The sequence below is a fragment of the Rhodococcus sp. 14-2483-1-1 genome (assembly GCF_002259335.1).
GTDB lineage: Bacteria > Actinomycetota > Actinomycetes > Mycobacteriales > Mycobacteriaceae > Rhodococcoides.
The window spans coordinates 463,344-483,209 of record NZ_NPFX01000021.1 but is presented as its reverse complement, the minus strand read 5'-3'; the positions used below and the strand labels follow the sequence as shown (position 1 = coordinate 483,209).

The window sequence follows — 19,866 nt, the reverse complement described above, 5'->3', positions numbered from 1 at the left end:
CGTCGCTCACCCTGCCGTCAGCGAGACCTCCTGACGACGACGCACGCTCCCCGGTGACACCCCCGTCGCGCGTTTGAACGCCTTACCGAACGCCGCCTCCGAGAGATAGCCACTGCGCCGGGCCAATTCGGCTACCGAGACATCGCCCGACCGAAGACTGTCGTGGGCGATCTGCATCCGCCACATCGAGAGGTAGCGCATCACCGATTCACCGACCAACTCGGTGAATCGGGCAGAGAACGCCGAACGAGACATCTTCACCTCGGCAGCCAGTGCGGCAACCGTCCACTGCGCGTCGGGGTTTCGATGAATGAGGGCGAGCGCCGCGCCGACCTGAGAATCCGCGAGTGCGCCGAGCCATCCGGACCGTGCCCGCTCGTCGTCCGCCATCCACGACCGCAGAGCCTGGATCACCAGCACGTCGGACAGCCTGGTGATGACCGCTTCTCCCCCAGGCTCCAGCGAGGTCGCCTCGTCGGCGACCATGGCCAAGAGCGAGTGCATCCGAGACTGCCGCGGGCCCGAATCCGCATCGATGACGACGAGCGCAGGCAACACACCGATGAGTTGCTGCGCCGCCGGATGATCCAGTCGCACTGCGCCGCACATGAGCGTCGCGCTCGCTTCCCCGCTGCCGCTTCGGATGACCGCGTATCGATCGCTGACGTAGTCGTGCGGAAGGTCGTAGACAACAGGCGCACTCACTGCTGCGTCGTCATCGCTGGCGAGCACGTGCCCGCGGCCGTGCGGAACCAGAGCGAAGTCACCGGGAAGGAGGTCGCGAGTGGGGACGCCCGGCACCGACAACCGACATCGCCCGCTGACGACGGTGTGGAACCAGAGCGCGTCTTCCATGGACGGCAACTCCAAACCCCACGACCCGGACAGTTCGGATCTGCAGTAGAAGGATCCTGTCATTCGCAGAAAGTGCAGCGCCTCCCCGAGGGGATCGGGCGACTTCCACGGGTCGAGTCCACGCATTGATCGATCGTCTCACAGCGTGGACGATCGGACATCTTTTCGAGCCGATAAGTCATTGTCCATCCAGCTCTGGACGTCCAGAGTGGATGCAGTGACAACGGACTCAACGGAAGGAACACCATGATCACGATTCTGGGAGCGACCGGTCAGGTCGGATATCGCGTCGCCGAGAGACTTCTGAAGGAGGGCAGGCACGTGCGCGCAATCGGCCGGAACACCGCTCGCCTCGACGCGCTGGCGGCTGGTGGCGCGCACACCGTCCAGGCGGACCTGACACCCGTGCCGGCCGCATCCTTCGCGGGGAGCGAGGCCGTGTTCGCGATGCTGCCGAGCAATCCCTACGCCGAGGACTTCGCCGCCGAGCAGGCTCTGTGGGGCGCCTCGATCGTCGATGCCCTCCGCGTGTCCGAGGTGGAGAGGATCGTGGCGCTGAGCAGCCTCGGTGCCGATCGCCTCGACGCACCCGGCGTCATCGGCTGCCTCGCCGAACAGGAAGAACGCCTCCGGACATCGACCGATCGGAGCCTTCACCTGCTGCGTCCGGTGTCGTTCTTCGAGAACTTGCTTCCGGCGGCGCAACAGCTGACCGACAGTGGAACACACGTGGACTCGGTGGACCCGCACCTTCCGATTCCGATGATCGCCACCTCGGACATCGCCGACGCCGCCGTACGGGCACTGACCGATTCGCCGTGGGACGGTGTACGCACCCAGGTTCTGCTGGGCGAGCGAGACCTCAGCTACGCCGAGGCCACGGCAATTCTGGGTGAACGACTGGCAATCACAGCGGCGCGTTACGAGCGCCTGCCGTACGAGGCCATGGCAGACGTGCTCGTCTCGATTGGATTCTCGCGATCATATGCACAGTTGTACGTCGACATGACCAGGGCATTCAACACCGAAGAACTGACCCGTGACGTTCGCCGGTCACCCGACAACAGCACCGAGACCTCCTTCGAAGAATTCGCGGACTCGATTCCGGCACCGGCAGCCGTGTCATGATCGACCGAATAGCCTCCGCATCAACACTTGTCGGCGCAATCGGATCAGCATTGATGGCGGGAGTGCTGCTGGCGTTCTCGATCAGCGTGCTGCCCGGACTGAAGACCCTTCCCGTTCCGGTCGCGATCTCCTCGATGCAGAGTGCCAATGCAGCGATCCTCAATCCGCTGTTTCTCATCCTGTTCATGGGCACGGCGCTGTCCTGCGTGATCGCAGCCGTGTCGACTCCGTTCACCGACCGCGGCCACTCCGCACTGATCATCGCCGGGGCAGTGCTGTACGTGATCGGGTGCTTCGCGGTCACGGTCACACTGAATGTGCCCCTCAACGACGCGTTGGCTGCAGCCGACTCGACCACCGCGGCAGGAGCGGCGACGTGGGAAGAGTTCACGACGAAGTGGGTGCTGTGGAACAACATTCGTACCGCGGCCGCGACCGCAGCATGCGCGGTCCTGATTCTGGGTCAGGGCAGATCGGTACTGGGCTGATCGGACGTCGAATCCTGGTGTCGCTTGCGAATTTCTTCCTCGAACCGCGCGATGAGGTGGTCGGTGTCGACGGTCGAGACGTCGCGTGCGCCCTCGTCCATCGCTGCGTCACGCCCCCGGCGCAGTGCGGCGAGTTCGGCTTCGAGTTCGTTGTTGTCGAGTACACGTGGATCCAACATCTCTCCATTGTGGTCCCCACTCCCGCACCCCCGCGGGGATTTGCTTCAATCGCGCCATGAACGTCGTGCACAGTTTCGAGCCGATCGTCGGCCCGGGCGCAACCACCCTGGTGCTGGGCTCCATGCCCGGCGTCGCATCGCTGGCGGCGCAGCAGTACTACGCCCATCCACGAAATGCGTTCTGGCCGATCATGGGAACGTTGTTCGGTGCCGGACCCGAACTCCCGTACGACGCACGCACAGAGCGCCTCCGAGACCACCGAATTGCCGTCTGGGATGTACTGAAACTGTGCACGCGCGCGGGCAGTCTCGATTCGGCAATTGTCGAATCATCTATCGTTGCAAACGATTTCGAGTCACTGTTCGCGCAGCAGCCGAATATCGACAGGGTGTTCTTCAACGGAGCCAAGTCGGCCGAGAGCTACCGACGTCACGTGGCGACGGGACTGCCGCTCCCCCGCGTCGAATTCACCCGGTTGCCCTCTACCAGTCCGGCGCACGCCTCACTGGACCTTGCAGCCAAGACTCGGGCCTGGGCGAGCGCGTTCAGTCGCGGACCCGCTTCGGAAAATGTCGAATGAGGCCTTCCTGCACGACCGTTGCCAGCAACTGGCCGTCCATCGAGAAGAAACGACCGGTGGCCAGGCCACGCGAGCCGGCGGCGACGGGTGATTCGGTGGCGTACAGGGCCCACTCGTCGAACCTGAACGGTCGGTGGAACCAGATGGAGTGGTTCACCGTGGCGGCGACGATCCGATCGAGTCCCCACGACAGTCCGTGAGTGGTGATGATCGAATCGAGCACGGTGGTGTCCGACGCGTAGCCCATGGTCGCGGCGTGAAATATCGAGGCGTCGGGCAGATCGCCGTCGGCCTTCATCCAGACTCGATTGTGATTGAGCTTCTCACCGGTGCCATGCATGATCCAGGCCGGATCGTTCGCGTAGCGCATGTCGATCGGCTTGAGAGCATCGACGAACATCTGGAGTCGATCCTCGTACCCGACGAAATGATCGCCCAGGGGTGGCAGCGCGTCGGGGTACGGAACCTCGGGAACCTCGACGCTGTGTTCCAGGCCTTTTCCGAAATCTTGGAACGCTGCGAGCATGACGAACAGTTCGTTGCCGTCCTGGACAGCAGTCACCTGACGGTTGGCGAAGGCGCGGCCGTCGCGCTGGCGCGAGACCCGGTATTCGATGGGCTTCTTGACGTCACCACCGCGGATGAAGTGGGCGTTGATCGCGTGGACGTCCCGCGACGTGCCGGACACGGTGCGACCCGCTGCGATCAGGCCCTGTGCGACAAGTTGTCCCCCGAACGTACGGCTCCCCACCTGCTCGGGGTGAACGCCGACGAACACGTCCTCCTCGATCTCCTCCAGTGCGAGGAGATCGAGGAGCGTCTCGAGATCGGTCTTCACCGCTGTACTGCTCGGCGCGCTTTCGCTGACGCCGGTTCCCCCCGCTTCGACCACTTACCGGTCCTCTTCTCCGATTCGGTGCACATGGATCAAGTTGGTCGAGCCTACTGTGCCGGGAGGGGCACCGGCCACGATCACGACCTGATCGCCCTTGTTGTACCGACCGAGTTCGAGCAGCGCCTTGTCGACCTCTTTGACCATCGCGTCCGTGGACCCCACGTCGGGTACCAGGAACGTCTCGGTTCCCCAGCTCAGCGACAGCTGGCTGCGTACCTCGGAGATCGAGGTGAACGCGAGAAGAGGAAGCTTGGTGTGCAGACGGGCCAACCGTCGAACGGTGTCACCCGACTGTGTGAAGGCCACGAGAGCCTTGGCATCCAGCCGCTCTCCGATGTCGCGGGCGGCGTAGGAGATCACGCCGCGCTTGGTGCGCGGGACGTGTGTCAGCGGCGGAACGCTGTCGCCCTCGGTCTCGACCGTTTCGACGATGCGCGCCATGGTCCGCACCGTCTCCATGACGTACTTGCCGACCGAGGTCTCACCGGACAGCATCACCGCATCGGTGCCGTCGAGCACCGCGTTGGCCACGTCGGAGGCCTCGGCGCGCGTCGGACGGGAATTCTCGATCATCGATTCGAGCATCTGAGTCGCGACGATGACGGGCTTGGCGTTGGCGCGAGCGATCTGAATGGCGCGCTTCTGCACCAGCGGGACCTGCTCGAGCGGCAACTCGACGCCGAGGTCACCGCGGGCAACCATGATGGCGTCGAACGCGAGCACGATGGCTTCGAGGTTGTCGACAGCCTCGGGCTTCTCCAGCTTGGCAATGACGGGAACTCGGCGGCCGACACGATCCATGACGGCATGGACGAGTTCGACGTCCGCGGGCGAACGGACGAACGAGAGCGCGATGAAGTCGCATCCCAGAGCGAGTGCGAATTCGAGGTCCGCGATGTCCTTCTCGCTCATGGCCGGAACGGACACGTCCATGCCGGGCAGGGAGACGCCCTTGTTGTTGCTGACCGGTCCACCTTCGGTGACACGACACAGCACGTCGTTGCCTTCGACTCCGGTGACCACGAGGCCGACCTTGCCGTCGTCCACAAGGAGGCGGTCGCCTTCCTTCGCGTCCTGAGCCAGTTCCTTGTAGGTGGTCGACACCCGGTCGTGGGTGCCTTCGCACTCCTCGACGGTGATACGGATCAGCTCACCGCTGGCCCAGGTGGTCGAGCCCTCGGCGAAGCGGCCGAGACGAATCTTCGGTCCCTGCAGGTCGGCCAGAATGCCCACGGCTTTGCCGGTGGCGTCCGACGCTGCGCGGACCCTCTCGTAGTTGGCCTGGTGATCGGGGTGATCACCATGGCTGAAGTTCAGTCGTGCGACATCCATTCCACTCTCTACGAGTTCACGGATTCGCTCTGTGGTTGCGGTTGCGGGTCCAAGGGTGCAGACAATCTTCGTACGTCGGCTCACGAAAGCGAGCCTAGCCGCTGGACGCCCCGTTCTCTATCGCAGACGTTCCCAGTCGGATACTACCGATCGGTAGCCTCGCTACGCCGCTGCTGGGACGGTCTGCATCGGTTCAGAGACGAGCGTCACACCACCGCGAGAGGCAGTGCCGTGGGGTGCACCGGAGACGGCAATTCCGAGTGCCCGGTGAGGAAAGCGTCGACTCCATGAGCCGCCGATCGTCCCTCTGCGATCGCCCACACGACCAACGACGCACCTCGATGCGCATCTCCGCAGACGAACACCCCAGGCGCGGTGGTCTGCCAGTCGGGACCACACGACAACGCACCACGCTTGGTGAGCGCGAGGCCGTACTCGTCGAGCAACGGACCGTGCTCCACGCCTTCGAAACCGATGGCGAACAGCGCCAGATCACAGGGCAGTTCGACCTCTTCACCGATCGGCGTGACGACGCGTCGACCGTCCGCGTCACGCTGCACCTCCACCTCGGCCAGCACCATGGCACGCACGTGTCCGCGCTCGTCACCGAGGAAGCGCTGCACGGCCACCTGATGACGTACAACGCCGCCCTCGGCGTGCGCAGGCGAGGTGCGCAGTACCAACGGCCACGACGGCCACGGCGACAGGCTGTCGTCGCGTGCCCCGGGCAGAGCAGGGTTGTAATCCAGCTGGGTGACCGACGCGGCACCCTGGCGGTGCGCCGTACCCAGACAGTCGGCCCCGGTGTCGCCGCCGCCGATGATCACCACATGCTTGTCCGCGGCCGAGATCGACGTGGGACCGTCGCCCTCACATTCCTTGTTCGACGGCACCAGGTGCTCCATCGCCAGGTGGATACCGTCGAGTTCGCGACCGATCACCTCGGTGTTGTCTCGGGCCCGCAGAGCGCCGACCGCCAGCACGACGGCATCGAAGGATTCGCGGAGCTGCTCGACCGTGAAGTCGATGCCCACCTCGCAGTCGGTCACGAAATGTGTTCCCTCGGCCCGCATCTGCATCAGGCGCTGATCCAGCACCGACTTCTCCAGCTTGAACTCGGGGATGCCGTACCGGAGCAGACCACCCAGGCGGTCATCCCGCTCGTACACCGTGACGTCGTGTCCGGCGCGTGTGAGCTGTTGTGCCGCAGCTAATCCCGCAGGACCGGATCCCACGACGGCGACTCGCTTCCCGGTGGTGATCGTCGGCGGCTGCGGAACGATGCTGCCCTCTTCCCAGGCCAGATCCGCGATGGTCTGCTCGACCCGCTTGATCGTGACGCTACCGCCGGTGGCCGCCTCGGAAATCGAAAGCACACAGGCTGATTCGCACGGTGCCGGGCACACCCGACCGGTGAACTCCGGGAAGTTGTTGGTCGCGTGCAGTCGGTCGCTCGCCGCATCCCACCGGTCACGACGAACCAGATCGTTCCACTCGGGAATGAGATTGCCCAGCGGACAACCTGCAGTTCCGGAGTGGCAGAACGGAATTCCGCAGTCCATACAACGACGTGCCTGATCGGAGACCTCCGCGGCCCGTTCGCTCGTCGGCTGGTGCGAATACACCTCGTTCCAGTCCTTGACGCGCTCACCGATCGGACGCTTGACAGCCTCGCGCTTGACGACTTTCAGAAATCCCTGTGGATCAGCCACGTGCAGCCTCCATGATCGCAGCATCGACGTCGCGCCCTTCGGCACGCGCCATTCGAGTCGCTTCCAGCACCCGCTGGTAGTCGACGGGCATGACTTTGGTGAACAGCGCGGACCGGCGTGGCCAGTCGGCCAGCAACGAGGTCGCGACGGTGGACCCGGTCCAGCGCTGGTGATTCTCGACGGTCTCGCGCAGCCACACCAGATCGTCCGGGTTGGGGACCTGCAGTTCGACCATCGCCATGTTCACGTCGGCCGGATCGAGACCGAGAACGAAGGCGATACCGCCGGACATTCCCGCGGCCATGTTGCGACCGGTCGGGCCCAGCACGACGACCCGGCCACCGGTCATGTACTCGAACGCGTGGTCACCCACGCCCTCGTTCACCGCGATCGCTCCCGAGTTCCGGACCGCGAAGCGCTCACCTGCCTTGCCCCGCAGGTACACCTCGCCCGAGGTTGCGCCGTACAGAATGGTGTTGCCGGCGATCACGTTGTCCTCGGCGACGAAGGGCGCATCGTCGGCCGGGCGCACCACGATGCGACCACCCGACAGTCCCTTGCCGACATAGTCGTTCGCGTCACCGACCAGATCGATCGTGATACCCGGCGGCAGGAAGGCACCGAGCGACTGCCCTGCCGATCCGGTGAACGCAACGCGAATGGTGTCGTCCGGGAGCCCACCCGCGCCGTAGCGTCGGGTGACCTCGGACCCCAGAAGCGTTCCGACGGTGCGGTTGACGTTACGTACCGGCAGCTCGAGCTTCACCGGATGCGCGTCCTCCAGCGCTCCCTCCGCCAACTGGATCAGCGTCCGATCCAGCGCGAGATCGAGACCGTGGTCTTGCCCGCGGAGGCGTCGACGCTGCGACATCGGGGCACCGTGCCGGTCGACGGGCATCGCGAAGATCGGAGCAAGATCCAGGCCCTTGCTCTTCCAGTGTGCGACGCCTGCGGCTGTCTCCAGTACGTCGGCGTGGCCCACTGCCTCGTCGATACTGCGGAAGCCGAGCTGCGCGAGGTACTTTCGCACGTCCTCGGCGATGAACTTGAAGAAGTCCTCGAGAAACTCCGGCTTCCCGGTGAACCTCTTGCGCAGCTCCGGGTTCTGGGTCGCGACCCCGACCGGGCACGTGTCGAGGTGGCAGACACGCATCATGATGCATCCCGCCACGATCAGCGGAGCCGTCGAGAATCCGAATTCCTCCGCACCGAGAAGTGCCGCGACGATGACGTCTCGACCGGTGCGCATTCCACCGTCGCACTGCACGGTGATGCGGTCACGCAGGCCGTTGAGCACCAGCGTCTGCTGAGCGTCGGCCAGGCCGATCTCCCACGGAGCGCCGGCATGCTTGAGCGAGGTCAACGGTGCCGCCCCGGTTCCGCCGTCGTATCCCGAGATGAGGACGACGTCGGCGTGCGCCTTACTGACGCCGGTCGCCACCGTGCCGACGCCGACGGAACTGACGAGCTTGACGTGCACGCGCGCATTCTCGTTGGCGTTCTTGAGGTCGTGGATCAGCTGCGCGAGATCCTCGATCGAATAGATGTCGTGGTGCGGGGGCGGCGAGATCAAGCCGACGCCCGGCGTCGAATGTCGTGTCTTCGCCACCCACGGATACACCTTGTAGCCGGGCAACTGACCGCCCTCGCCTGGCTTGGCTCCCTGCGCCATCTTGATCTGAATATCGGTGGCGTTGACCAGGTAGTCGCTGGTCACCCCGAAGCGGCCACTGGCCACCTGCTTGACGGCACTGCGGCGCTTCGGGTCGTAGAGGCGGTCGACGTCCTCACCGCCCTCACCCGAGTTGGACCGGCCGCCGAGGTTGTTCATCGCCACGGCCATCGTCTCGTGCGCTTCGGCGGAAATGGATCCGTAGCTCATCGCTCCGGTGTTGAACCGCGTCACGATCGATTCGACCGACTCCACTTCGTCGAGCGGAACCGGCTGCCGCACACCATCTTTGAACTCGAACAAACCACGCAGGGCACCGCCTTCACGAGCGAGCCGGTCCACCTCGTCGGTGTACTTCTGGAACACGTCGTAGCGCCCGGTGCGGGTCGCATGCTGCAACAGGAACACCGTTTCGGGCGTGAACAGGTGCAGTTCCCCTTCCCGCCGGAACTGGTACTCACCGCCGATTTCCAACCGACGGTGAACTCGGTCGGTGGGGTTCTCGGGGTACGCCCGACGGTGGCGCAGCTTGACCTCCTCGGCGAGCACGTCCAGGCCGACGCCGCCGAGCTTGCTGACCGTGCCCTTGAAGTACTCGCGCACCACCTCGCGATCGAGACCGACCGCCTCGAAAACCTGTGCGCCGGTGTAGGACCCGACGGTCGAGATGCCCATCTTGGACATCACCTTGAGCACACCCTTGCCGAGACCGTACAGATAGTTCCGTACTGCGATCGTCGGTTCGACGCCGGTCAGCTCACCCTCGCCGACGAGATCCTCGATCGATTCCATCGCCAGATACGGGTTGACTGCAGCGGCACCGAATCCGATGAGCAGCGCGAGATGATGGACTTCGCGTGCATCGCCGGATTCGACGACGAGTGCGATCTTGGTGCGCTCCTTGGTGCGCACCAGATGGTGGTGTACGGCCGAGGTGGCCAGCAACGACGGAATCGGAGCGCGGGTGTGGTCCGAGTCGCGATCGGAGATGATCAGCGTCGTGTACCCGGCAGCGATGGCTTCCGATGCCCGAGCACGCAGTTCCTCGATGGCCTCGGCGAGACCTTCGCCGCCGCGCTCGACCTCGTAGAGGCCCCGCAACACCGTCGCCGACAATCCTGGGTGGTCGCCGTCGTCGTTGATGTGGATGATCTTGTTCAACTCGTCGTTGTCGAGCACCGGCCACGGCAACACGATCTGCCTGCACGACGCCGCGGTGGGCTCGAGCAGGTTCTGCTCGGGACCCATCACCCGCGCGAGCGAGGTCACGATCTCCTCCCGGATCGAATCCAGCGGCGGGTTGGTGACCTGGGCGAACAGCTCGATGAAGTAGTCGTAGAGCTGACGCGAGCGCTGCGACATGACTGCCGCAGGGGTGTCGGTGCCCATGGACCCCAGTGGCTCTCCCCCGGATGCGGCCATCGGTGTCAGTACGACGCGCAGGTCTTCCTCGGTGTAACCGAACGCGACCTGCCTGCGCACCACGGAGTCGTGGTTGTACTGAATGTGCGCGCGCTCGGGCAGGCTCTTGATCTCGAGCAGTCCGGCATGCAGCCACTCCTGATACGGATGTTCGGTGGCCAGTTGGAGCTTGATCTCCTCGTCGGGTACCAATCGTCCGGCGACGGTGTCGATCAGGAACATCTTGCCCGGCTCGAGTCGGCCCTTGGCGACGACCTCGGATTGCGGCACATCGAGCACGCCGGCCTCGCTGGCGAGGATCACGCGACCGTCGGCCGTCTGCCACCAGCGACCGGGGCGAAGCCCGTTGCGATCGAGTACGGCCCCGACGTAGCTGCCGTCGGTGAACGTCACACAAGCCGGGCCGTCCCAGGCCTCCATCATCGACGAATGGAACTGATAGAACGCCCGCACTCGCGGATCCATCGTGCGGTGGTTCTCCCACGGCTCCGGCACCATCATCATCACCACATGCGGAACACTGCGTCCACCGAGGTGCAGCAGTTCGAGCACCTCGTCCAAGGACACCGAGTCCGACGCATCGGGATTGCAGATCGGGAACAACCGCTCGAGGTCACCGGGGATCAGGTCGCTCGAGAGCAGCGCTTCCCGAGCCCGCATTCGGTTTCGGTTGCCCTTGACGGTGTTGATCTCACCGTTGTGGGCCACGTAGCGATGCGGGTGCGCCAGCGGCCACGACGGAAACGTGTTGGTGGAGAATCGACTGTGAACGATGGCAATAGCGCTCGTGCACAACGGGTTCCGCAACTCCGGGAAGTAGAGCGGCAGCTGCATCGTGGTGAGCATGCCCTTGTAGACGATGGTGCGCGAGGACAGCGATGGAAAGAACAACCCGGAGCCCTCGGCCTCGATCTCGGGGGTGACCCGTTCCGAACGCTTACGCAGCGCGTACACCAACCGATCGAGCGCCAGACCGGCCGGCCGCACGCCGTCGACCTCGGGGGCCGTGACGAAGAGGTAGCTCATGTACGGCATACAGCCCAGAGCGGTGACTCCCACGTCGGCTCGATCGGGATCTACCTCGACCGGGACCCAACCCAGGATCTCCAGACCTTCTTCGGTCGCAACGGATTCGACACGTTCGACGGCGAGCGCACGCTCCCGGATTCCCTGCGGCAGAAAACACACGCCGGCTGCAAATGTATTGTCACCGTCGGCTGATGCCGTAGGTAGATCGAACGGCGCGAGAGAGACGAGAAGTTCGACCGGGAGCTGGATCAGAATGCCTGCGCCGTCACCGCTGTTGGGTTCGGCCCCGGCAGCGCCGCGATGTTCCAGATTCTCCAGTGCCAGAACGCCGTCGGCCACAATGGCATGGGACCGTCGTCCCGCGATGTCGGCGATCATCGCCACGCCGCAGGAATCCTTCTCCAAGCTCGGGTCGTACAGACCCTGCTCCGCAGGCATCCGAGAAAACAGCACCACGATCACCTCCACGTAGGCCGGTGGGGTGCGTGAGGGCGAAGCAGCGACTTCGACCGCTGCGCCGTGAGTCTCGGCAACCCCGCCGGCTGGTTCGGTTCATGTCGACCGGAACGGTCTCACAAGCCGAAATCGAAACGCCTGTCGGGAATTCACCGGGACAGCCCTGGCCCGCGAAAGAATCCGAGATTGCTCCCGGATGGCGAAATCGTAGCAGTTGGAATTCGCAACGATGCAATCGCGAATGCCGGTGGCCGTCGAAACGGTCGTCAGTCGCGCAGCGGTCGACCGTGTTCGTCGCGCACGCTGCCGGTGAGCATCATGATCCCGTCGATCAACGGCCAGATGCCACCGATACCGCAGGTGAGCCACGTGACGGCAATCTGGGCCACTGCAATACCCGGCTGGTTGAGATAGAAACGACCGGCTCCGAATGCGCCCAGGAGGATGTTGAGCAGGCCTGCCGTCAGCTTCTGCTTGTCGGAGAAGGGTTCGCCGGTGACCGGGTGCCGGCCGTAGGGAGCCATCGGGTCCATGAAACCAGGACCACCCGCGTACTGCGGCCCACCGTACTGACCACCCGAGTACGGCGGCGGCGCGAAGTACTGACCCGAACCATCGGCGGGCGGTGGATAACCGACACCGGGAGGAGGTCCGAACTGCTGACCCTGATCGGCGGCACCGGGAGTGTTCGGGGTGCCGTAGTTCGGGGTCGTGTAATTGGGATCGGGTGCGCCGTAGACGGGACCCGAGCCTGCAGGACTGCCCTTCTCGAACGAGATCGTCGGTTCCGTGGAACCGGATGCGTCGCCCGGTGATCCGTCGGACGACGATGTACCTGAGTCACTCACTTCGGGCTCCCTTGTTCGAGTGCAGTGCGAACGAGGGCTCAGTCTCTCAGTTTTCGCCCCTGAGCGTCCGATACATTGCCCACCAAAATGAGCACGCCGTCGACGACGTGCCAGACGAAAAGCCCGAACAGCAGAATCAGCCCGAGGCCGAACACTGCGGTGAGCAGAACACCGAAGAAGAACAGGAGCAGCTGGGCGACACCGATCCCGGTACTGCCGAGGTAGAAGCGACCGACACCCAACCAACCGAGAAATATCTGCAGCAGGCCGCCGACGATCTTGGACTTGTCCGACAACGGCTCGCCGGTGACCGGATCGCGACCGTACGGAGCGTCTGGGCCGACGCCGTACGGGTGTCCGCCCGCATAGCCCATGGGCGCACCGAAACCCTGCGACTGACCGAACCCTGGTTGCGGGTAGCCCTGTTGTGGGTAGCCCTGCTGCGGGTAGCCCTGTTGCTGGCCGTACCCCTGCTGCGGGTAGCCCTGTTGCTGGCCGTACCCCTGCTGCGCGTAGCTCTGCGGCTGGCCGTACCCCTGTTGCGGGTAGCCCTGCTGCTGGCCGTACCCCTGTTGCGGGTAGTTCTGGGGTGGGTAGTTCTGGGCCGGGTAGTTCTGGGCCGGCGGGAATCCTCCGACCGGATTGTCGATACTGCCGTCCGGGCTCGGGGCCGGGTAGCTCGGTGTGCTGGACCAACCTGGGCCGTTTCCGATACCCGAATACGTATCCCAGCCCGGCCCCGTGGGCCCGGTGGGGCCGTGCGACGGTGCGGATTCCGAGGTTGCCGGCGGCTCCGAGAGCGACGCCTCGGCGGTGGCACCGTAGTCGAACGGAGTGCCGAACGGCGTGGTCGGCTTGGCGTCACCGTCGCTGGAATCGCCTGTGCCGGAACCGGATTCGGGGCCGTGGGTCTTGTCGAAATCAACCACGTGTACTGCCTTCTTCCTCGGCTTTCTTGTCGGACGTCTGCACGTCCCGAGCATCGGTGGTTCGGTCGGTCTCGTCCGCATCGCCGGAGGCATCGCCGTCTGCGGCGTCGTTACCGCCGTCCACGTCGTCGTTCGATTTCAGTGTCGCGGGGTCTTCGCGACCCTTGGTGGCGATGACGAAGTAGGCGACCGCCAGGACGAAGACGATGGCGGATGTGAAGGTGTTGACGCGAAGTCCCGCGATCTTCGTCGCGAAATCGTCACGCATGAGTTCCACCCAGAAACGCCCGACGCAGTATCCGGCGACGTACAACGCGAACAGTCGTCCGTGGCCGATCGTGTACTTGCGGTCGATCAGCACCAGCAGGGCGACGATCGCGAGGCTCCACAGCAACTCGTAGAGGAACGTCGGGTGGACGACCTTCTCCACGAACCCGGTCGACACGCCGTTCAGAGGGTCCAGTCGCCCGTTCGAGTCGACTCGCTCGTAGATTTCCAGACCCCACGGCTGCGTGGTTGCACGACCGTACAGCTCTTGGTTGAAGTAGTTGCCTATGCGGCCGATCGCCTGGGCCAGCAGAATCGGGGGCCCCACCGCGTCACCGAATGCAGGCAAGGGGATCCCTCGTCGACGGCAGGCAATCCAAGCACCGACTCCGCCGAGGAACACCGCTCCCCAGATTCCGAGACCACCGTTCCAGACGTACAGAGCTTCGACCGGATTTCCGCCGGGACCGAAGTACGTCTTCCAGTCTGTTGCCACGTGGTAGAGACGTCCACCGAGCAAACCGAACGGAACGGCCCAGACTGCGACGTCGAGGACGGTGCCCTTGGTTCCCCCTCGAGCGACCCAACGGCGATCGCCCCACACCACCGATACGACGATGCCGATGATGATGAACAGGGCGTAGGCCCGCAGAGCGAGCGGTCCGACGTGCCACACTCCCTGCGCGGGGCTGGGAATGTAGGCCAGAATCTCGGTCGAGGTCACGACGCTACGTTAGCGGAACGGACACCCTCGGCGAGTTCCGTCGTCAGGTCACGCACCGCGTCGAGTCCGTTGTCCACGGCACTGACCAAGGCCGATCCGACGATGACTGCATCGGCGTAGCGGGCGATCTCGGCGGCCTGAGCGCCAGAGCGAACACCGAGGCCGACGCCGATGGGGATGTCGGAGTGCTTTCGGATGCGAGCCGACAGTTCGGGGGCCATCGAGGACACCGCGTCGCGGGCACCGGTCACGCCCATGGTCGAGGCGGCGTAGACGAAACCGCTGCTGGCTTCGACGGTGCTGACGAGCCGTTCCTCGGTGGACGACGGAGCTACGAGGAAGATGCGGTCGAGACCGTACCTGTCGGAAACCTCGATCCATTCCTGCGCCTCGTCCGGAATGAGATCGGGGGTGATGATTCCGAGCCCGCCCGCACCGGCGAGATCGCGGGCGAAGTTCTCGATGCCGTATTTGAGGACCAGATTCCAGTAGGTCATGACGACTGCTTTTCCGCCTGCGGCAGAGACCTGCTCGGTCACTGCGAACACGTCCTTGACCCGAGCACCGGCTCGCAGCGCGACGTCGGCTGCGGCCTGAATCGTGGGTCCGTCCATCACCGGATCGGAATACGGAATGCCGACCTCGACGATGTCGCATCCGGCGTCGACCATGGTCTTGAACACCTCGACCGAGCGCGGAACGGTCGGAAAGCCTGCGGGGAGGTACCCGACGAGTGCTGCGCGCCCTTCGGCGCGGCACTGACCGAAGGTCGCAGAGAGGCGAGAGTCGTTGTTGCTCATGGCTTGATACCCACTTCTTCGTCCACGTTCGCGTCGCCGTCTCCGTCGATCAGGCCGAACCACTCGGCCGCGGTGTCGACGTCCTTGTCGCCACGCCCGGACAGGTTGACCAGAATGATCGCACCTTCGCCCAACTCCTTGCCGAGGGTCAGTGCGCCTGCGATGGCATGTGAGGACTCGATGGCCGGAATGATGCCCTCGGTACGGCACAGCAGCTTGAACGCATTCATCGCCTCGGTATCGGTGATGCCCCGGTACTCTGCGCGACCGATGTCATGCAGGTAGGAATGCTCGGGACCGACACCCGGGTAGTCCAAACCGGCTGAGATCGAATGAGATTCGACGGTCTGACCGTCCTCGTCCTGCAGCAGGTACGAGTACGCCCCGTGCAGCGCTCCCGGAGTTCCACCGCTGATCGTCGCAGCGTGACGGCCCGTCTCGACGCCGTCGCCGGCCGCCTCGAAGCCGATCAGCCGAACGTCGGCGTCGTCGATGAACGCATGGAAGATTCCGATCGCGTTGGACCCACCGCCGACGCAGGCGGCGATGGCGTCGGGCAGCCTCCCCATGGAGGCGAGCACCTGCTGCCGCGCCTCGAGGCCGATGATGCGCTGGAAGTCGCGCACCATGACCGGGAACGGGTGCGGCCCGGCGACGGTGCCGAAGCAGTAGTACGTGTTGTCCGCGTTGGTGACCCAATCGCGTAGCGCCTCGTTGATGGCGTCCTTGAGGGTGCGCGATCCCGACTTCACGGCCACGACGCTCGATCCGAGCAAGCGCATCCGAGCGACGTTGAGCGCCTGCCGTTCGGTGTCGACCTCGCCCATGTACACGACACATTCGAGCCCGAGCAGTGCGCATGCCGTCGCCGTGGCGACTCCGTGCTGGCCCGCACCGGTCTCGGCGATGATCCGGGTCTTGCCCATTCGCTTCGCCAGCAGAACCTGGCCCAGAACGTTGTTGATCTTGTGAGAACCGGTGTGGTTGAGGTCTTCTCGTTTGAGAAGGATACGAGCGCCGCCGGCGTGCTCGGACAACCGTGTCGCCTCGAAGACCGGTGACGGTCGGCCGGTGTAGTCGCGCTGCAGTCGATCGAGTTCGCCGAGGAATTCGTTGTCGCTGCGCACCTTCTCGTACTCGGCGGTGACTTCCTCGATCACACCCATCAGCGCCTCGGGGACGAACCTGCCGCCGTAGACACCGAAGTGACCACCGACATCGGGCTCGTGCGCGCTGCGATCGGTGAGGCCGATGCTGCTCTGCGGCAGATCAGCGCCCTTGAAACGGACTACCTGTGGGGCGTCCGTGGTGCCTGAAGAATTGCTGGTGCTCACCGCACCAGTGTGCCCCAACGGCGGACTGCCGCCGCGCTCGGGTCGGGTGCCCGAGTCGGTCCTGCAGAGTCAGCGTGCGGGCTTGGGGCACGACGGATGTGTTCCCGCCGTCACCAGGTCCGAGACGGCGGTCCGGGGATCGCCTGCGGTGACCAAGCCCTCGCCGACGAGCACTGCGTCGGCACCGGCACCGGCGTAGGCCAGCAGGTCGGCAGTTCCTCGTACACCGGACTCTGCGACACGAATGACCTCGCTGGGCAGACCGGGCGCAATTCGGCCGAAGCTGTCGCGGTCGATCTCGAGTGTCTTGAGGTTACGTGCGTTGATGCCGATGACGCGGGCACCGGCCTCGAGAGCACGATCCGCTTCGGCTTCGGTGTGCACCTCGACCAGTGCCGTCATGCCCAGCGACTCCGTGCGATCGAGCAACGACGCCAGGGCATCCTGCTCGAGTGCCGCGACGATCAGCAGGATGACATCGGCACCGTGGGCCCGAGCCTCGTGGATCTGATACGGACCGACGATGAAATCCTTGCGCAACACCGGAATCGAGACTGCGGCACGAACCGCGTCGAGGTCCGCGAGAGATCCGTGGAAGCGACGCTCTTCGGTGAGGACGCTGATGATGCGGGCACCGCCCTGCTCGTAAGCACGAGCCAGAACCGCTGGATCACCGATGTCTGCCAACGCACCCTTGGACGGGCTGGCACGCTTGACCTCGGCGATGACGCCGATACCGTCCTCACGAAGGGCTGCCGCTGCGTCGAGAGGTGCCGGGGCTGCTTTCGCTGCTGCTTTGACGGCGGCGAAATCGACCACCGATTCACGCGCGGCCACGTCGGCCCGCACACCGTCGAGAATCGAGTCGAGAACAGTCATGGTGCCCCCAGTCCTTTCTGAGCGTCGACTTCCGATGTGAGGAATCTCATCGGGGTCGGACCTAGCGTAGAGGGCGGTTTCATCACGACGAACGCGGGGTACCGGACTCGTCGGTAGGATCTTCGCCCGCATCGAGCGCGTCCCACATCATGCGTTCGGTGAGGTCCTCGCCTTCGTCCTGCACGCCGTTGTCGGACGAGGAACTGCGAACGCGTCGAGCCACCTCGTCACGTCGCACCGCCGGAGCGTCGTACTTGGACGAGAGTACCTGCGAGGCAGCTGTTTTCCGAATCGATACCACCGCCGCAACGAGGGCGCACGACGCGCCGATCAGGGTGACGATCGCCGGGAGAATCGACACCTCCGTCATCGAGACCTGAGCCCTGGCGGGGAGTTCGGCAAGGGCCGCCGACTCCGAGTCGGATGCTCCCGCGGTGAGCAGTCGAACGGCCGGAACAGCGGCCGACACGGCCACCACCGCGATCAACACTGCCAGCACCCGAGAGGCCCACCCGCGCACCGCGAACGACGCGGCCACCGCCGCCAGCAACACGAGCGCGAGCGGTGTGGTGGCAGCGGCCCAGGTGCTACCGAGAAGTTCGTCCGTTCGACTCTCCCCGAGACCGTCGGAGGACGTCACCCGGACCCACGTCATTCTCGACGCGCCCCACAGGCATGCGGCAGCCACGATCAGCAGAGCGACCGGTACAGCGGCCGACGCGCGACGACCGGATCGCTCGGTCATCGCCCGCCGACCTCGCGGAGCGATTCTGCGGCCGCAACTGCACCCAGTACGGCCATGGCTTTGTTTCGTGCCTCGTCGTCCTCGTATTGCGCGACCGAATCCGCCACGACTCCCGCACCGGCCTGAACGTAGGCGGTCCCGTCCTTGATCAGCGCGGTCCGAATCGAGATGGCGGTATCGGCGTCACCGGCGAAATCGAGGTAGCCGACGATTCCGCCGTAGATACCGCGTCGCGTCGGTTCCAGCTCGTCGATCAGTTCCATGGCGCGCACCTTCGGTGCACCCGACAAGGTGCCCGCCGGGAAGCAGGCCTTGACCGCGTCGAGGGCACGCTTGCCCTCGGCCAGACGGCCCGTCACCGTCGAGACCAGATGCATGACATGGCTGTATCGCTCGATGTGGCGGTAGTCGCTCACCCGGACCGTGCCGGGGGCACAGACGCGCCCGAGGTCGTTACGACCGAGGTCCACGAGCATCAGGTGCTCCGCGTTCTCCTTCTCGTCGGCGAGTAGATCCTTCTCGAGCAGCACGTCCTCTTCCTCGGAGGTACCGCGCCACCGCGTGCCCGCGATCGGATGCGTGGTGGCGAGGCCGTCGACCACGGTCACCAGGGCCTCGGGGCTCGATCCGACGATCGAGAAGGCAGTCTCGTCGTTGTCTCCCGGAACGTGCATCAGGTACATGTACGGGCTCGGGTTGGAGGCCCGCAGCATGCGGTACACGTCGAGCGGCGACGCATCGGTATCCATCTCGAAGCGCTGCGAGAGAACCACCTGGAACGCTTCGCCGGCTTCGATCTCCTCCACCAAGCGGGCGACGTCGGCACCGAATCCCTCGGAGGTTCGCTGCCGACGAAACTGCGGTGCAGGCTTCGAGACGGTGGAGACGGTGGAATCAGCCGGCTTGGACAGGTCGGCGCACATGCGATCCAGTCGGCGCACGGCGTCGTCGTAGGCCTCGTCGACGTTGTCATCGGTTCCGTCCCAGTTGACCGCGTTCGCGATCAGAGTGATCGCACCCTCGTGGTGGTCGACGGCCGCCAGATCGGTCGCGAGCAGCATCACCAGCTCGGGCACACCGAGGTCGTCCTGCGCATGCTCGGGCAGCTTCTCGATACGCCGCACCGAGTCGTATCCCAGGTAGCCGACCATGCCGCCGGTCAACGGGGGCAGACCGGGCACCCGCTCGGAGTGCAACAGCTCCAGTGTCCTGGCCAAGACCTCGAGCGGATCGCCGCCGCTGGGCACCCCTGCCGGAACGTTGCCGCGCCAGGCCGCTTCGCCGTCGATGACCGTCAGCGACGCCGGAGCGCCTGCACCGATGAACGACCACCTCGACCACGAACGGCCGTTCTCCGCAGACTCGAGCAGAAAGGTACCGGGCCGGTCCGCACCGAGCTTGCGGTACGCCGACAACGGAGTCTCGGAGTCGGCGAGCACCTTTCGTGTCACCGGAACCACTCGGTGCTCGGCTGCGAGCTGCCGGAACACCTCGCGGGAGGTGGTCGAGTCCGAGTTCTCGGTATTGGAGGTGGGACTGGGGTCGGTGGTCGTCTCGCCGCGCATTGCCCCATCCTCCCAGGTTCGGCACA

At 64.9% G+C, this 19,866-nt stretch carries 16 protein-coding genes and 1 pseudogene; 3 read left to right on the top strand and 14 right to left on the bottom strand.

Annotated elements, in window-relative coordinates; all coding sequences use genetic code 11:
* Positions 1-6 precede the first annotated feature (6 nt).
* Positions 7-981 (bottom strand): AraC family transcriptional regulator, encoded by a 975-nt coding sequence (locus CH294_RS20805; RefSeq protein ID WP_032404004.1) that lies wholly within the window; start codon positions 979-981, stop codon positions 7-9.
* A gap of 120 nt (positions 982-1,101) precedes the next feature.
* Between CH294_RS20805 and CH294_RS20800 the strand changes: the two genes are divergently transcribed.
* The gene (locus CH294_RS20800) at positions 1,102-1,983 is read left to right on the top strand and encodes an NAD(P)H-binding protein (RefSeq protein ID WP_094738946.1); all 882 of its coding nucleotides are present in this window, start codon (positions 1,102-1,104) and stop codon (positions 1,981-1,983) included.
* The gene (locus CH294_RS20795) at positions 1,980-2,471 is read left to right on the top strand and encodes an anthrone oxygenase family protein (protein ID WP_094620069.1); all 492 of its coding nucleotides are present in this window, start codon (positions 1,980-1,982) and stop codon (positions 2,469-2,471) included. The genes CH294_RS20800 and CH294_RS20795 overlap by 4 nt, the downstream gene beginning before the upstream one ends.
* On the opposite strand, the gene CH294_RS20790 is transcribed toward CH294_RS20795, so the two are convergent.
* Complete coding sequence (locus CH294_RS20790; RefSeq protein ID WP_094704748.1) at positions 2,447-2,650, bottom strand: hypothetical protein; 204 nt, start codon at positions 2,648-2,650, stop codon at positions 2,447-2,449. The two genes, CH294_RS20795 and CH294_RS20790, sit on opposite strands and share 25 nt — an antisense overlap.
* Positions 2,651-2,706: 56 nt before the next feature.
* Between CH294_RS20790 and CH294_RS20785 the strand changes: the two genes are divergently transcribed.
* Positions 2,707-3,231 carry a DNA-deoxyinosine glycosylase gene (locus CH294_RS20785; RefSeq protein ID WP_094738945.1) on the top strand — a complete coding sequence of 175 codons (525 nt, stop codon included), beginning with the start codon at positions 2,707-2,709 and terminating at the stop codon, positions 3,229-3,231.
* Here CH294_RS20785 and CH294_RS20780 read toward each other — a convergent pair.
* The 12 genes and pseudogenes from CH294_RS20780 to CH294_RS20725 all read right to left on the bottom strand — a co-directional run bounded on the left by CH294_RS20780 (position 3,197) and on the right by CH294_RS20725 (position 19,840).
* Positions 3,197-4,123, bottom strand: a complete 927-nt coding sequence (locus CH294_RS20780) for an acyl-CoA thioesterase II (RefSeq protein ID WP_052065892.1) — start codon at positions 4,121-4,123, stop codon at positions 3,197-3,199. The genes CH294_RS20785 and CH294_RS20780 overlap by 35 nt on opposite strands.
* Positions 4,124-5,542: a pyruvate kinase gene (gene pyk / locus CH294_RS20775; RefSeq protein WP_080730620.1), complete on the bottom strand. Its 1,419-nt coding sequence runs from the start codon at positions 5,540-5,542 to the stop codon at positions 4,124-4,126.
* A 122-nt stretch (positions 5,543-5,664) separates the two neighbouring features.
* Positions 5,665-7,170, bottom strand: coding sequence for a glutamate synthase subunit beta (locus CH294_RS20770; protein ID WP_032403999.1), 1,506 nt, complete (start codon positions 7,168-7,170; stop codon positions 5,665-5,667).
* Positions 7,163-11,746, bottom strand: coding sequence for a glutamate synthase large subunit (gene gltB, locus CH294_RS20765; protein ID WP_032404071.1), 4,584 nt, complete (start codon positions 11,744-11,746; stop codon positions 7,163-7,165). Before gltB ends, CH294_RS20770 begins: the two co-directional genes overlap by 8 nt.
* A gap of 269 nt (positions 11,747-12,015) precedes the next feature.
* Positions 12,016-12,285 (bottom strand): annotated as a pseudogene (locus CH294_RS20760) (TM2 domain-containing protein); the annotation flags it as partial.
* 350 nt (positions 12,286-12,635) lie between these two features.
* Entirely contained in the window at positions 12,636-13,526 is an 891-nt protein-coding gene (locus CH294_RS20755; RefSeq protein ID WP_249305407.1) for a TM2 domain-containing protein, read from the bottom strand.
* Complete coding sequence (gene lgt, locus CH294_RS20750; protein WP_032403997.1) at positions 13,519-14,517, bottom strand: prolipoprotein diacylglyceryl transferase; 999 nt, start codon at positions 14,515-14,517, stop codon at positions 13,519-13,521. The genes CH294_RS20755 and lgt overlap by 8 nt, the downstream gene beginning before the upstream one ends.
* Positions 14,514-15,317: a tryptophan synthase subunit alpha gene (trpA, locus tag CH294_RS20745; RefSeq protein WP_032403996.1), complete on the bottom strand. Its 804-nt coding sequence runs from the start codon at positions 15,315-15,317 to the stop codon at positions 14,514-14,516. Before trpA ends, lgt begins: the two co-directional genes overlap by 4 nt.
* On the bottom strand, positions 15,314-16,585 hold the full coding sequence (gene trpB, locus CH294_RS20740; protein WP_052058451.1) for a tryptophan synthase subunit beta: 1,272 nt from the start codon (positions 16,583-16,585) through the stop codon (positions 15,314-15,316). Before trpB ends, trpA begins: the two co-directional genes overlap by 4 nt.
* 135 nt (positions 16,586-16,720) lie before the next feature.
* On the bottom strand, positions 16,721-17,530 hold the full coding sequence (gene trpC, locus CH294_RS20735) for an indole-3-glycerol phosphate synthase TrpC (RefSeq protein WP_032378991.1): 810 nt from the start codon (positions 17,528-17,530) through the stop codon (positions 16,721-16,723).
* 82 nt (positions 17,531-17,612) lie between these two features.
* Positions 17,613-18,275: a TIGR02234 family membrane protein gene (locus CH294_RS20730; protein WP_094738944.1), complete on the bottom strand. Its 663-nt coding sequence runs from the start codon at positions 18,273-18,275 to the stop codon at positions 17,613-17,615.
* Positions 18,272-19,840, bottom strand: coding sequence for an anthranilate synthase component I (locus CH294_RS20725; RefSeq protein ID WP_037150774.1), 1,569 nt, complete (start codon positions 19,838-19,840; stop codon positions 18,272-18,274). Before CH294_RS20725 ends, CH294_RS20730 begins: the two co-directional genes overlap by 4 nt.
* Positions 19,841-19,866: the final 26 nt, after the last annotated feature.

Coding starts and splice junctions, on each gene's coding strand:
- CH294_RS20805 (WP_032404004.1), bottom strand. CDS start 981: ATGCGTGGACTCGACCCGTGGAAGTCGCCCGATCCCCTCGGGGAGGCG.
- CH294_RS20790 (WP_094704748.1), bottom strand. CDS start 2,650: ATGTTGGATCCACGTGTACTCGACAACAACGAACTCGAAGCCGAACTC.
- trpC (WP_032378991.1), bottom strand. CDS start 17,530: ATGACTGTTCTCGACTCGATTCTCGACGGTGTGCGGGCCGACGTGGCC.
- CH294_RS20800 (WP_094738946.1), top strand. CDS start 1,102: ATGATCACGATTCTGGGAGCGACCGGTCAGGTCGGATATCGCGTCGCC.
- CH294_RS20730 (WP_094738944.1), bottom strand. CDS start 18,275: ATGACCGAGCGATCCGGTCGTCGCGCGTCGGCCGCTGTACCGGTCGCT.
- CH294_RS20785 (WP_094738945.1), top strand. CDS start 2,707: ATGAACGTCGTGCACAGTTTCGAGCCGATCGTCGGCCCGGGCGCAACC.
- CH294_RS20725 (WP_037150774.1), bottom strand. CDS start 19,840: ATGCGCGGCGAGACGACCACCGACCCCAGTCCCACCTCCAATACCGAG.
- CH294_RS20795 (WP_094620069.1), top strand. CDS start 1,980: ATGATCGACCGAATAGCCTCCGCATCAACACTTGTCGGCGCAATCGGA.
- trpA (WP_032403996.1), bottom strand. CDS start 15,317: ATGAGCAACAACGACTCTCGCCTCTCTGCGACCTTCGGTCAGTGCCGC.